Source organism: Yersinia enterocolitica (genome assembly GCA_002082245.2).
Taxonomy (GTDB): domain Bacteria; phylum Pseudomonadota; class Gammaproteobacteria; order Enterobacterales; family Enterobacteriaceae; genus Yersinia; species Yersinia enterocolitica_E.
This window is the reverse complement of sequence record NBTC02000002.1, coordinates 4561852-4575577: the sequence shown is the minus strand read 5'-3', so window position 1 is coordinate 4575577 and position 13726 is coordinate 4561852. Positions and strand designations below refer to the sequence as shown.

The window sequence follows — 13726 nt, the reverse complement described above, 5'->3', positions numbered from 1 at the left end:
ATTTATTGGCGCAAAACAGGGGAAAACGCGGGCATTATAGTGAATCTACGCCTCCGACGAAACCGTTTGCGTAGCTATTATTAATAATTGAGTCAGAAATTGTCGTTATCTAGAGAACACCAATACTGAATAAATAAGCTCGCAATAAAGTTGCACACTGACGATTTGTTGCGCAAAATGCCACTCCACTGGGGTTTTAACCATGTCGATTCTTACTTCACAACACACACATAAAGAGCGCTGCCGAGAGATAACTATTTGACGCGCATAAAATTAAATTACTTTGTTATCGGTGTAGTTGCCTTACTTCTGGCCCTCGCGCTGTGGCCCAATATTCCCTGGCGCAGTAGTCAAGAAGGACAACTAGACCGTATAAAAGCCCGTGGCGAGCTACGTGTTAGCACGATTAGCTCACCACTTATCTACTTTACCGGAAAGGATGGCCCTTCCGGTCTTGACTATGAGCTAGCCAACCGTTTTGCGGACTATCTGGGGGTTAAGCTCGTCATTACCCCTCATCATAATATTGATGACTTGTTTGATGCACTTGATAACGATGATGCAGACATGCTGGCTGCCGGGCTAATTTATAACCGTGAGCGTCTTAATCGGGCGCGTACTGGCCCTGCCTATTATTCAGTCTCGCAACAGTTAGTATACCGATTGGGTAAACCACGACCAAAATCATTCAGTGATCTAAAGGGTCAATTGATTGTCGCCTCTGGATCGGCCCATATGACCACCCTCAAACAACTTAAGCAGAGCAAATATCCCGATCTTAACTGGGGATCATCCGTTGATCGTTCTGGCAAAGAGTTACTGGAACAGGTCGCGGACGGCAAACTTGACTATACCCTGGGTGATTCGGTGACAATTGCCCTACTGCAACGCATCCATCCGCAATTAGCGGTTGCCTTTGATGTTACGGATGAAGAGCCAGTAACTTGGTATTTCCAGAAAGGGGACGATGATAGCCTGTATGCCGCCATGCTCGATTTCTACAGCCAGATGGTTGAAGACGGTAGTCTGGCGCGGCTGGAGGAAAAATATCTCGGCCATGTCGGTAGCTTTGATTATGTCGATACCAAAACCTTCCTGTCAGCCATCGACAGTGTGTTGCCCTCTTTCCAATCCTTGTTTGAAAAACATGCCGGGGAAATTGACTGGAAACTGCTGGCGGCGATTGCTTATCAGGAATCCCATTGGAACCCACAAGCCACCTCACCGACTGGCGTGCGGGGGTTAATGATGCTAACCCGCGCCACAGCAAATGGTTTAGGGGTTAAAGACCGGGTTGATCCTGAGGAAAGCATTAAAGGCGGTTCCATTTACTTGCAGCGGTTAATGCAAAAAGTGCCGGAGACCATTCCAGAAGATGAGCGTATCTGGTTTGCGCTGGCCGCCTATAATCTGGGTTATGGTCATATGCTGGATGCTCGTCGCCTGACTAAAAATCAGAATGGTAATCCAGACAGTTGGGTTGATGTAAAAATGCGCCTACCGATGTTGAGTCAAAAGCGCTACTACCCAAGTACCACTTATGGCTACGCCCGTGGCCATGAGGCTTATAACTATGTGGAAAACATCCGTCGTTATCAGGTCAGTCTGGTGGGATATTTGCAGGAAAGAGAGAAAAAAGCAGCCCAACATGCCGCTATCGAAGCTGAGCTGGGTAAAGCTTATCCGGTTGTCGGCCCAGGCTGGTCAATCAATAACTAACATGATGCGAAAACACGTAACTAACCAATAGATTTCAATATGCTGCCAGCAGTGGCCTCCTAGACGCAAGGCCCACGGATGGGCCGAATCATGGCTGCCGCGCGAGTTTCAACGCCTTTTGCTGCTCACGTCGTAGGCGGAAAAAAGCACTTAATTGGTGGGAACACGTCTCTGCCAGTACCCCGGCACTGACCTCTATTTGATGATTCATCCCCGGATGGCGCAAGATATCCACCAGCGAACCGGCAGCACCGGTTTTTAAATCATTGGCCCCATAGACCAAGCGACGGATCCGGCTGTGTATCATGGCTCCGGCACACATTACGCATGGCTCCAGCGTCACATATAGCGTGGCTTCCAGCAGACGATAGTTCTGCACCACCTGCCCGCCTTGCCGTAGCGCCATGATTTCTGCATGAGCGGTAGGGTCGTTATCGCGAATAGACTTATTCCACCCTTCGCCAATCACCTGGTTGCCCAGCACTAACACCGCGCCAACCGGGACTTCTCCCTCTTCTTGTGCCCGCAGAGCCAGCGTCAACGCCCGTAGCATCCAGTACTCATCACTGTATTCAACAGGTAAATCAAATTCAGAAAACAAACTTTTATCAGCAGACACATTAACCTCTCTGGTACTTTGGCGGCGTGCATTATACACAGCCAGCGACAACCGCTATACCCACTATCTCCAATATAAAGTAGCTCAGTCCATAATGATCGGTTAATGTTCCGGCAGGATATAAATCATTCCTGATATAAATTATCAGCATATGGAAGCCAGCTACATGAAGCTCAGCAAGAAAAATGCCGCGGTAGTACGTAAAACCCTGAATGGATGGGCCAGTGAAGGCGTTATCCCTGAGGAAGAGCATCAACGTTTGTTACAGAATATCGATGTTCAACCGTTTGACTGGCGCAGATTAGCCGGTTACGCCTTTCTTGCCGCACTGGCTTCGCTGGTTATCGCCATTGGCAGCCTGATGGCTGATACTTTCTTACTCAACTGGATAAGCCAGTTTTTCCGCTTTGATCCCCCGGTACGGGTGGTGGTCACGGCGATATTGGCCGCCGTATTTTACGGCTGGGGCTTTAACCGCCGCCGGCGAGATCCCAGTAAGATCTACAGTAATGAAGCCGTACTCTTTCTCGGCGTAATATTTACCGCAGCCGCCATCGGCCAACTCGGTGAGTGGTTGGATAATGGTAGTGGCCGCATCTCAGTATTACTGCTGTTGGGTACCGTCATCTATGGTGTGGTGGGCTGGTTTGGTCGTGCGCCATTAGTATGGCTATTTGCCTTGCTGTCACTGGGTAATGCGTTTGGGGCAGAAACTGGCTATTTGTCCGGTTGGGGTGCCTACTGGCTGGGAATGAGCTACCCGATACGCTTTATTGCTTTTGGCCTGCTACTTTGTGCAGCGGCACTGGTGTTGCAACCGCAGTTGGCACAACGTCGGCTAGATCGGGTGTCACAGGCGATGGGGCTGCTTTATCTGTTTATTGCCCTGTGGTTATTGTCTATTTTTGGCAATTACGGTGACCTGGACTATTGGTATCAAGTGCGCCAGATAGAGTTGCTGCATTGGAGTCTATTGTTTGCCATTGCCGCCAGCGTCGCTATTTGGCTGGGACTAAAACGAGATGATGCCATGTTGCGCGGCTTCGGCCTGACATTTTTGGCCATCAACTTGTATACCCGTTTCTTTGAGTTCTTCTGGGATGCGATGCCGAAAACTATCTTCTTCCTGCTGCTCGGCATTAGCTTGTGGTTACTGGGTCGGCATGCCGAACGAATATGGCGGCTCGGCCACCATGATAATGACGTCACACACTAGAGCCAAAACCACTTAAAATGGCGAATGACTGCAATGGGCGTTTATTCTAATTGCTGTAATTCGCCGCTTTTACTGACCCGCCAGCGATGCTCGCAAAAATACAATAGTGGGTTATCCTGCTTGCTGTCCGAGTATCCGCTATAAAGTTTCAGCGGCGATCCCAAACGCTGTTCCAGTTGCACCACTTTCTCTGGCCCCAAACAGCGCAGAGGTAGTACCCAGCCGCCATTACGCCGCGCCATGCGGCTACCGACCAACCGCAAACGGTGAATAAACGCCGAATCATGATAAACCTGCTCCACCAGCCGTTGCGGCGAGCCAGTTATCAACCATACCTGTGCGTCATGGCTCTCCAAATATTGGCGCAAACGCATCACGACCACGGGAAATTCGGTAACTTTTTGGCGAAAATCATTCACAAAACGTAATTCCAAATCTTTCAAATGCGCTTCGCGCCGACCGAAGGTTATCGCCCACAGTAACAGGCTCATTGGCCAACGAGCGCAACGACCGCCCTGCAGCAATCCCAACCCAATCACCGGCAGTAATGGGACCACCAGCAACAGATTTAGCGGCAAATGTCGCAACAAAAAACGCAAAAAACTGCCAAACATGTCCTGTTGATGTAACGTGCCATCCAGATCAAAGAATACAATGCGTTTGGCGTTTTCTGATAATGCCTCGGCCGTCCCCTCGCGGTTACTGTCAGTTTGCTCAAAGGTCGATGTGGCCTGCTCTGCGCTCAAACGTTACTCCTCAGGATCATTGAATCCCATAAACCAGTTAAATATGAAACCTGCAAGTATGGTGACAATCATCGCGACTAAATACAACATCACTTTGCCTGCGGCATCGAGGCCAATTATCAACGAGTGCTAATCCCCTGAGTGTGAGTCTTACAATGCTGCACGCAAATAGCCATTATGTTGCTGTAGATCCTGGCGAGCCTGCTCGGCACTCACGCCTTTCAGAATCATCAAAATGGCTGGTTTTACGTCAAACTCGGTTTGTGATAAGGCATTTTCAGCCTCTGCACGGCTGGCCCCGGTGGCTTCAACCACAATACGACAAGCGCGATCAACCAACTTCACGTTGGTCGCTTTCACATCTACCATCAGATTTTGATAAACCTTACCCAGTTTCACCATCGCCCCAGTGGATAACATATTCAGCACCAACTTTTGTGCAGTACCCGACTTCATACGCGTAGAGCCAGTGAGGGCTTCCGGCCCTACTACCGGTGAAATCGCAACCTGAGCTTCTTGCGCGATAGGAGAGTCTGGGTTACAAGAAATAGCCGCCGTTGGGCACCCAAGTTGGCGGGCATAGCGTAGCGCACCGATGACATAAGGCGTGCGACCAGAAGCTGCCAGCCCGACCACCATATCAGTTGCCATCAGCTTTAAATCTTGCAGATCCCGCACACCGAGCGCGATATCATCCTCAGCACCTTCCACCGCTTTGAATAAAGCACCCGGGCCACCGGCAATTAGACCAATCACCCTGCCATGAGGCACACCAAAGGTCGGTGGGCATTCGGAAGCATCCAGCACGCCGAGCCGACCACTGGTACCGGCCCCCAGATAAATGAGCCGACCACCTTGCTTTAAGGACTCCGCGGCTAAATCTACCGCTTGAGCGATAGCCGGTAACACCAAACGAATGGCCTCCGGCACTTTGCGATCTTCATCATTAAAGCAGGTCAACATTTCGAGCGTAGAGAACTTATCCAGCTCCATCGTGGCCGGATTACGACTTTCTGAAATCAATGATCCTAGATTCATGACATATTCCTCTTTGAATATTTAATTCGTAAAATTAAATATATAATTGAATATTATATTCTATAAAGCGACTGTTTTCTTGCGCCATTCATCGAATGATCAGCAAAAAAGGGTGCTATGCTCCATCACTTGCCCTTTATCTTGAGTCTTTCCGGGTATTATTAAGTTCTCCCGCATTCAGGAACTGATTTATGAGTAGTCTTCTTCGCATTCGTCAGCTTTATCCAACGCTGGCACAAAATGACCGTAAGTTAGCCGATTTTCTGCTAACCAATCCTGAGCAGGCACGTCATCTTAGTTCGCAAAAGTTGGCGCTGCAAACCGGGGTTAGCCAATCTGCAGTGGTTAAATTTGCCCAAAAATTAGGCTATAAAGGCTTCCCGGCGCTAAAACTAGCCCTGAGTGAAATTGTCGCGGCCCCTGCACAGGCAGTGACACTGCATAATCAGATCTTGAGCACTGACAGTTTAAAAATCGTTGGGGAAAAACTCCTGAGCGAGAAAGCCGCAGCACTACGGGCTACCTTGGATATCAATAGTGAAGAACGACTTACGCAAGCATTAGAGATGTTATTGTCGGCACGACGGATTATTCTAACCGGTATAGGTGCTTCGGGGCTGGTGGCAAAAGATCTGGCTTATAAGTTACTGAAAATAGGCATTATGGCGGTCTCCGAAACCGATATGCATGCACAACTGGCCGCCGTACAAGCATTGGATGCACGGGATTTACTGCTGGCTATCTCATTTAGCGGCGAACGCCGTGAGATAAATCTGGCGGCTGAAGAGGCACAGCGTTGTGGTGCCAAAGTGCTGGCATTGACCAGTTTTTCCCCCAACAGTTTGCAGCAACGTGCCGATCATTGCTTATATACCATTTCGGAAGAACCCGCGATTCGCAGTGCCGCGATCTCCTCTAGCACCGCGCAATATGCTCTGACTGATCTATTATTTATGGCGATGATCCAACAAGACTTGGAAAGAGCGCAGGCGAGTATTAAGCACAGTGCGGCACTGGTAAAAAAACTGGTCTAAGGATACCAGAGGGGTATAATCCCCCGCAGTTGAGAATACCCGACCTAAGGTAAGAGAAAGCATGGCCCTGTTGATCACTCGTAAATGTATTAATTGCGACATGTGCGAGCCGGAATGCCCTAATGAGGCAATTTCCATGGGTGCAGAGATCTATCAGATTGATCCGATGCGCTGTACGGAATGTGTCGGTCATTACGAAACACCAACCTGCCAGTTGGTCTGTCCTATCGATAATACGATTGCTATCGATCCTGCCTGGGTTGAGAGTAACGAACAATTGTGGGATAAGTTTGTCCAACTGCATCACGCCGAACGTTTGTAATCCCCGCAGCAAGACTCGTTTTTAATACCAACAATATATTCGCGCATAACAAAAAGGGCGGCATTCGCATGCACGCCCCTGCTCTCTTTCACCACTATTCGCGGCTAAAACGGGCCTAGCTTTCAATAATTACGGTTGCGCAGGCATAACGTCGTTCATCGGCCAGCGTTACATGTAAGGATTTGACACCCAGCTCAGCGGCCAATTCTGCCGCGCGCTGATGTAAACGCAGCGTCGGCTTACCCAGTGCATCGTTAACAACTTCAAACTGATTAAATGCCAAGCCATTACGAATACCAGTACCAAATGCCTTGGCCGCGGCCTCTTTAACGGCAAAGCGTTTTGCCAGAAAACGAATTGGCTGCTGATGCTGCTGATAGTGCTGCCATTCCGATGGGCTAAGGATACGCCGCGCCAGTTTTTCGCCACTGCGCTCCACCACCGCTTCAATCCTTGAAATTTCAACAATATCAGTGCCTAACCCCAAAATCGCCATTAACGACGCGCTTCCCGCATTAATACTTTCATCTCAGTAACGGCAGCCGCAAGGCCCGTCATTACTGCCTGACCAATAATTGCATGGCCGATATTCAGCTCATGAATCTCTGGTAAGGCTGCGATCGGTTGCACATTGTGATAGGTCAGGCCATGACCGGCATTCACTTTCAACCCTTTGCCTGCGGCATAGGTCGCAGCTTTGGTGATACGCACTAATTCAGCTTGACGCACCAAATCGGTGGTGGCATCTGCGTACGCGCCGGTGTGGATTTCAATATAAGGGGCACCCACAGTAACGGCTGCATCAATCTGGCGCATATCGGGATCGATAAACAGTGACACCAGAATGCCGGCCTCAGATAATCGGCTCACCGCAATGGTCATTTTATCGAGTTGACCGGCAACATCTAGCCCGCCTTCGGTGGTAACTTCTTGGCGTTTTTCCGGCACCAGACAGCAAAAGTGCGGTTGTAACTCACAGGCAATATCAACCATTTCATCGGTAACCGCCATCTCCAGATTCATGCGGGTCTGGATAGTTTGGCGCAAGATGCGTACATCTCGATCAGTGATATGGCGGCGATCTTCACGTAAATGCACGGTAATACCGTCGGCACCCGCTTGCTCGGCAATAAACGCGGCCTGAACAGGGTCGGGGTAAATGGTCCCACGTGCATTTCGTAATGTCGCAATGTGATCGATATTGACGCCCAACAACAAATCAGCCATGACAGCCCTCCAGATATGGATGCATCTTTAATAGGTCAGTGAGCACGCAAAAACCGGCCCTTAAACGCATAAGTGCCTTGCAGTTTACACCGACTAGACTGTCAGCGGATAGGTTACTGTACGGGAAAGTTGATGATGGGCAGTTTAAAAATGAAGGTATTGCTACTACGGCACTGGATCCGCTGGTGGCTTAATCACAAACTGACGAAACAGTTCGCGACTTTTTAACGGTTTACCCCCCAAATAGGGTTTGAGGGCGATGCGGGTGAAGCGCTTGGCTGCACGTAAAGTATCGGCATCAGGAAATTCACGGTTAGCCAAAGCCGATAATTGGCGGCCAGTAAAGCTATAGTGATCAACCACCAAGCTGGCGATAAATCCTTTTTCTTCCCGATAGCGGTAGGTCATGGTCTCAGACACCGGCTGACCACTCCCCGCACAGTGGAGAAAATCCACACCATAGCCAAGATGAGCCAATATCGCCAATTCAAACTGGCGCAGGGCATATTCGGGCGATCCATCACTGCCTGCCAAAGCCTGTAAGCAATGCAGATAATCGAAGAATAAAGCAGAGTAATTGGTTTGATGTTCTAACACGCGGGAAAGCAGCTCATTGACATATAAACCGCTATACAACATAGAGCCAGTCAATGGAAGAGCCAGTGATACTGGCTCAGCACTGCGTAAGGTTTTAACTTCACCACGCCCGGTCCAGCGAACCAATAATGGCGTAAAAGGCTGCAAGCAGCCTTTTAGATTGGAGCGGCGACCCCGCGCACCTTTGGCCAGCACCCGCATGCGGCCCTCTCCTTCAGTAAATAAATCCAGCATCAAACTGGTTTCACTGTAGGGTCGCCCATGCAGGACAAATGCGCGTTGCCAACCGTCCATTGGCAAGTCTTACTTCAGATCGTCGGTATAGCCTAAGCTGCGCAATGCACGTTCGTCATCTGCCCAGCCTGATTTCACTTTCACCCACAGCTCAAGATGCACTTTTGCTTCGAACATTTGTTCCATGTCCTGACGGGCTTCAATACCAATGGTCTTGATTTTCGAACCTTTATTACCGATGACCATTTTCTTCTGGCCTTCGCGTTCAACCAAAATCAGCCCATGGATGTTATAACCACCGCGCTCATTTGGGACAAACTGTTCAATTTCAACTGTGACTGAGTAAGGTAATTCCTCACCCAAGAAGCGCATCAACTTTTCGCGAATGATTTCTGACGCCATAAAACGCTGAGAGCGGTCAGTGATATAATCTTCCGGGAAATGATGACCCGCTTCCGGCATAAGCTTGCGCACGATGCCAGCGATGGTATCCACGTTCATCCCTTTCTCGGCAGAGATTGGTACGACGTCCAGGAAATTCATCTGCTTACTTAAGAACTGAATATGGGGCAACAGCTTGGTTTTGTCTGTTACGTTATCAACTTTGTTGATCGCCAATAATACCGGGCATTGTAAACTGCGCAGCTTATTAACAACCATTTCATCGTCGGCAGTCCAATTGGTGCCTTCGACTACAAAAATCACTAATTCCACATCACCGAGAGAGCTGCTTGCCGCGCGATTCATTAAGCGGTTAATCGCGCGTTTTTCTTCAATATGCAGTCCCGGGGTATCAACATAAATGGCCTGATAAGGCCCTTCAGTATGGATCCCCATAATACGGTGGCGTGTGGTTTGTGGTTTACGTGAAGTGATGGAGACTTTTTGCCCCAACAGTTCATTTAGCAAAGTAGATTTACCCACATTCGGGCGACCTACAATTGCAATAAAACCACAATACGTTTTTTCTACTTCGCTCATTCAAGCTCCAACTGTTTCAGCGCTTGTTCCGCTGCCGCCTGCTCAGCTTTACGGCGACTTGAGCCGGTACCTATTACCGGTTCATTCAAGCCACTCACCTGGCAGTGGATAGTAAATTCCTGGTCATGTGCTTCTCCGCGAACCTGCACAACCAGATAAGAGGGCAATGGCAGATGACGGCCTTGCAAATATTCTTGCAAGCGCGTTTTCGGGTCTTTCTGCTTATCACCTGGGCTGATTTCTTCCAACCGACTGCGATACCAGTCGAGAATCAGCCGTTCAATCATATGAATATCGCTATCGAGGAATATACCGCCAATTAAGGCTTCGACGGTATCTGCCAAAATTGATTCACGGCGGAAACCACCACTTTTCAATTCACCCGGCCCAAGGCGTAAACATTCACCGAGGTCAAATTCACGGGCCATTTCAGCGAGTGTATTTCCTCTAACCAATGTGGCACGCATCCGACTCATGTCCCCTTCATCGACACGGGGAAAGCGACGATACAGCTCATTGGCAACAACGAAACTTAATATAGAGTCACCCAGGAACTCCAAACGCTCATTGTGTTTGCTACTGGCGCTACGATGAGTCAGTGCTTGCAGCAAGAGCTCCTGCTGTTGAAAAGTGTAGCCCAGCTTCCGCTGTAGCCTGTTTATTACGATGGGGTTCATGAGTTACCAATAGATCAAGAATGCGTCAAAAACTACAGCATACGGAACAGGTCTGATCCGCCAATATTGCAGGACAAAACTGTTTCGTTTGCAGTGGCTCCCATAAAGAAGCCAACTTTTATCGCTCGAAGGGTTATTCTACAACGAGTGGAAATATAATGCTGCGTTTAAATACCCTGCTTACTTGAAGTTGCAGCAGTGCTAGCGGCGTTCAAATCTACTCCCAGCAGATTTGTCACCCGAATTACTGACTTTTGTCGGTTCATCGGGATGTGCTCGTTTGCTACCTGGCTGCAACTCCACCATCTGGGTATAGCCGATACTAATGAATTCCACCAATTCGACTTAAACGAACACCCGTTGGCCATTCACCTTCTTGCTTTTCAAAACTCATCCAAATAGCAGTGGCCTTGCCAACTAGATTACGTTCCGGCACAAACCCCCAGAAGCGGCTATCTGCACTGTTATCCCGGTTGTCGCCCATCATAAAATAATGACCTTCCGGCACCACCCAAACCCCTAAAGGCTGGTTAGGTTGTTGATAATAAGCGCCTATCTGCTCCTGACGCCCAGGGACGGTCAGAATATGGTGTGCCACCGGTCCAAGAGTTTCGGTGCGCTCACGCAAACGTACCCCACCATCAGGCACTGCCTGATTTGTCGGGATTTGGAAGAAGCCAGCAGAAGCCTCGCCATTGCCGCTATAGCGGAATGTCTGCACAAAATCGCTTGGCTCAGATGCACTGTAAGTAATTGGCAACGCACTATCACAAGAAGTACCGGTATTACATGCAGGCTGCACCGTCACTTCCTTGCTGATTGGATTATAGCTAACGCGGTCACCCGGCAAGCCCACTACACGTTTGATATAGTCCAAACGCGGATCGAGCGGATATTTAAATACCGCGATATCACCACGTTTTGGATGTCCCGTAGGGATCAGCGTAGTTTGCGTGATGGGATCTTTAATACCATAAGCAAACTTCTCAACCAGGATGAAGTCACCGATCAATAGCGTTGGCATCATCGAACCAGAAGGGATCTGGAACGGTTCGTAAATAAACGAACGAACGATAAATACCAGAGCTAACACCGGGAAGACTGAAGCACAAGTCTCTATCCAGCCAGGCTGCCTTGCCGCCTGTGCTAAAGTCTTATTATCTACAGCACAACCCGTTTGTGCCTTGATCGCCGCAGTTTGCGCATTAACTGCCGCAATTTTTGCCTGGCGAGCCGGTCCCCATTTAAACCGCTCGAAGCACCAGATAATCCCTGTCAGCAGTGTTGCTATCGCTAAAATCAAGGCAAACATGTTAGCCATCAAAACTCCTTATTTACTGTCTTTTCCAACGTGCAGAATAGCCAGGAAAGCCTCTTGCGGTAATTCAACGTTACCGACCTGTTTCATACGTTTTTTACCGTCTTTCTGTTTCTGCAAAAGTTTCTTCTTACGGCTAACGTCACCGCCATAACACTTCGCCAGTACGTTTTTACGTAACTGTTTCACAGTAGAACGGGCAATGATGTGGTTACCGATAGCAGCCTGAATTGCAATATCAAATTGCTGGCGCGGGATCAATTCTTTCATTTTCTCAACCAGATCACGGCCACGGTATTGCGCATTATCACGATGGGTAATAAGCGCCAGCGCATCTACACGCTCGTTGTTGATTAACACATCAACACGCACCATGTCAGAGGTCTGGAAACGTTTGAAATTGTAATCCAGCGAGGCGTAGCCACGGGATGTCGACTTCAGGCGATCGAAGAAATCGAGCACCACTTCAGCCATCGGAATTTCATACGTCAGCGCCACTTGGTTACCGTGGTAAACCATGTTGGTCTGCATACCACGTTTTTCAATACACAACGTGATGACGTTACCCAGGTATTCCTGCGGCAACAGCATATGACACTCAGCAATTGGCTCGCGTAGCTCTTCGATGTTGTTCAACGCAGGCAGCTTGGATGGGCTATCAACGTAAACAGTTTCCTGACTGGTGGTGATCACTTCATATACGACCGTCGGTGCGGTGGTGATCAACTCCAGATCGTACTCACGCTCCAGACGCTCCTGAATGATCTCCATGTGCAGTAAGCCAAGGAAGCCACAGCGGAAACCAAAGCCCAATGCGGTGGAGCTTTCTGGTTCGTAGAACAAAGAGGCGTCATTAAGACTCAACTTGCCCAGTGCATCACGGAAAGCTTCATAATCGTCTGAACTAATAGGGAACAGACCTGCATAAACCTGTGGTTTTACTTTCTTAAAGCCAGGTAATGACTTCTCCGCCGGGTTACGGGTCAGAGTCAATGTGTCGCCGACCGGTGCGCCTAAAATGTCTTTTATCGCACACACCAACCAGCCAACCTCACCGCAGTTCAACATATCGCGATCTATACGTTTTGGTGTAAAAATACCGAGGCGCTCAGCATTATAACTCTGCCCGGTACTCATTACTTTAACCTTATCGCCTTTACGCAATGAGCCATTTTTAATACGAATTAACGATACAACACCCAGATAATTATCAAACCAGGAATCGATAATTAGCGCTTGCAATGGACCATCAGGATCACCCTCTGGCGGCGGAATATCACGCACCAAACGCTCAAGGATATCGGGTACACCTACACCAGTTTTCGCTGAGCAACGTACCGCATCAGTCGCATCAATGCCCACGATGTCTTCAATTTCTTCCGCAACACGCTCAGGGTCAGCAGCCGGCAGGTCGATTTTATTTAAAACAGGAACCACTTCCAGATTCATTTCCATCGCGGTGTAGCAGTTCGCCAGCGTTTGTGCTTCAACGCCTTGCCCTGCGTCAACAACCAGCAACGCCCCTTCACAAGCCGCTAAGGAGCGGGAAACTTCATAAGAGAAGTCAACGTGACCAGGGGTATCGATAAAATTGAGCTGATAGGTTTGACCATCTTTAGCATGGTAATCAAGCGTCACACTCTGTGCCTTGATGGTAATACCACGCTCACGCTCCAGATCCATAGAATCCAGTACTTGAGCGGCCATTTCACGCTCAGATAATCCGCCACAAATCTGAATAATACGGTCCGACAGTGTCGACTTACCGTGGTCAATATGGGCAATAATAGAAAAGTTTCTTATGTGCTTCATTTATATGAATTTTTCTCTAGTCGTTGTCTTTAATTAATTATTGGTGGACACAGCGATGGACTCAAACCCAAAACTACCCACATAAATATGCACGCATCTTACACTGTAAGTCTGCCTCGTGAAAGGCATCACACTTAGCTTGTTAGCTGATTTATCCTGTAAAAATGTATCAACGCCTTACCTTAC

The 13726-nt window shown here is 48.8% G+C and carries 15 protein-coding genes and 1 pseudogene; 5 read left to right on the top strand and 11 right to left on the bottom strand.

Translation table 11 applies throughout. From position 1 onward, the window contains the following. Window positions 1-258 precede the first annotated feature (258 nt). Window positions 259-1719 carry a membrane-bound lytic murein transglycosylase MltF gene (locus tag A6J66_022440; protein PNM26663.1) on the top strand — a complete coding sequence of 487 codons (1461 nt, stop codon included), beginning with the start codon at window positions 259-261 and terminating at the stop codon, window positions 1717-1719. Window positions 1720-1807: 88 nt separating this feature from the next. Here A6J66_022440 and A6J66_022435 read toward each other — a convergent pair whose 3' ends face one another. Continuing rightward, entirely contained in the window at window positions 1808-2377 is a 570-nt protein-coding gene (locus A6J66_022435; protein PNM27128.1) for a tRNA adenosine(34) deaminase TadA, read from the bottom strand. 127 nt (window positions 2378-2504) lie between these two features. Between A6J66_022435 and A6J66_022430 the strand changes: the two genes are divergently transcribed. Beyond that, window positions 2505-3554 carry a DUF2157 domain-containing protein gene (locus A6J66_022430; GenBank protein ID PNM27127.1) on the top strand — a complete coding sequence of 350 codons (1050 nt, stop codon included), beginning with the start codon at window positions 2505-2507 and terminating at the stop codon, window positions 3552-3554. Window positions 3555-3595: 41 nt separating this feature from the next. On the opposite strand, the gene A6J66_022425 is transcribed toward A6J66_022430, so the two are convergent. From A6J66_022425 to murQ, 3 genes and pseudogenes are all read right to left on the bottom strand, one after another. Continuing rightward, complete coding sequence (locus A6J66_022425) at window positions 3596-4210, bottom strand: acid phosphatase AphA (protein PNM27126.1); 615 nt, start codon at window positions 4208-4210, stop codon at window positions 3596-3598. A 93-nt stretch (window positions 4211-4303) separates the two neighbouring features. Next, a pseudogene (locus tag A6J66_022420) lies at window positions 4304-4402 on the bottom strand (PTS N-acetylmuramic acid IIB subunit / PTS N-acetylmuramic acid IIC subunit). A 48-nt stretch (window positions 4403-4450) separates the two neighbouring features. Next, complete coding sequence (murQ, locus tag A6J66_022415; GenBank protein ID PNM26662.1) at window positions 4451-5338, bottom strand: N-acetylmuramic acid 6-phosphate etherase; 888 nt, start codon at window positions 5336-5338, stop codon at window positions 4451-4453. Window positions 5339-5529: 191 nt separating this feature from the next. Here murQ and A6J66_022410 point away from each other — a divergent pair, with 191 nt between their 5' ends. Together A6J66_022410 and A6J66_022405 are read left to right on the top strand one after the other, a co-directional pair. After that, window positions 5530-6372, top strand: coding sequence for an SIS domain-containing protein (locus A6J66_022410; GenBank protein PNM26661.1), 843 nt, complete (start codon window positions 5530-5532; stop codon window positions 6370-6372). A 61-nt stretch (window positions 6373-6433) separates the two neighbouring features. Further along, window positions 6434-6694 carry a ferredoxin gene (locus A6J66_022405; protein ID PNM26660.1) on the top strand — a complete coding sequence of 87 codons (261 nt, stop codon included), beginning with the start codon at window positions 6434-6436 and terminating at the stop codon, window positions 6692-6694. 115 nt (window positions 6695-6809) lie between these two features. Here A6J66_022405 and acpS read toward each other — a convergent pair whose 3' ends face one another. The 5 genes from acpS to A6J66_022380 all read right to left on the bottom strand — a co-directional run bounded on the left by acpS (window position 6810) and on the right by A6J66_022380 (window position 10410). Further along, window positions 6810-7190 (bottom strand): holo-ACP synthase, encoded by a 381-nt coding sequence (gene acpS, locus A6J66_022400; GenBank protein PNM26659.1) that lies wholly within the window; start codon window positions 7188-7190, stop codon window positions 6810-6812. Beyond that, window positions 7190-7921, bottom strand: coding sequence for a pyridoxine 5'-phosphate synthase (locus A6J66_022395; protein PNM26658.1), 732 nt, complete (start codon window positions 7919-7921; stop codon window positions 7190-7192). Before A6J66_022395 ends, acpS begins: the two co-directional genes overlap by 1 nt. A gap of 165 nt (window positions 7922-8086) precedes the next feature. Further along, window positions 8087-8812 carry a DNA repair protein RecO gene (locus A6J66_022390; GenBank protein PNM26657.1) on the bottom strand — a complete coding sequence of 242 codons (726 nt, stop codon included), beginning with the start codon at window positions 8810-8812 and terminating at the stop codon, window positions 8087-8089. Between the two features lie 9 nt (window positions 8813-8821). Beyond that, the gene (locus tag A6J66_022385) at window positions 8822-9733 is read right to left on the bottom strand and encodes a GTPase Era (protein ID PNM26656.1); all 912 of its coding nucleotides are present in this window, start codon (window positions 9731-9733) and stop codon (window positions 8822-8824) included. Beyond that, complete coding sequence (locus A6J66_022380; GenBank protein ID PNM26655.1) at window positions 9730-10410, bottom strand: ribonuclease III; 681 nt, start codon at window positions 10408-10410, stop codon at window positions 9730-9732. The genes A6J66_022385 and A6J66_022380 overlap by 4 nt, the downstream gene beginning before the upstream one ends. A gap of 198 nt (window positions 10411-10608) precedes the next feature. On the opposite strand from A6J66_022380, the gene A6J66_022375 reads away from it, so the two are divergent. Then, window positions 10609-10812, top strand: coding sequence for a hypothetical protein (locus tag A6J66_022375; protein ID PNM26654.1), 204 nt, complete (start codon window positions 10609-10611; stop codon window positions 10810-10812). Here the strand turns inward: A6J66_022375 and A6J66_022370 are convergent. Then, complete coding sequence (locus tag A6J66_022370; protein ID PNM26653.1) at window positions 10733-11731, bottom strand: signal peptidase I; 999 nt, start codon at window positions 11729-11731, stop codon at window positions 10733-10735. The two genes, A6J66_022375 and A6J66_022370, sit on opposite strands and share 80 nt — an antisense overlap. A 9-nt stretch (window positions 11732-11740) precedes the next feature. Continuing rightward, window positions 11741-13540, bottom strand: a complete 1800-nt coding sequence (locus A6J66_022365; protein PNM26652.1) for an elongation factor 4 — start codon at window positions 13538-13540, stop codon at window positions 11741-11743. Window positions 13541-13726 lie beyond the last annotated feature (186 nt).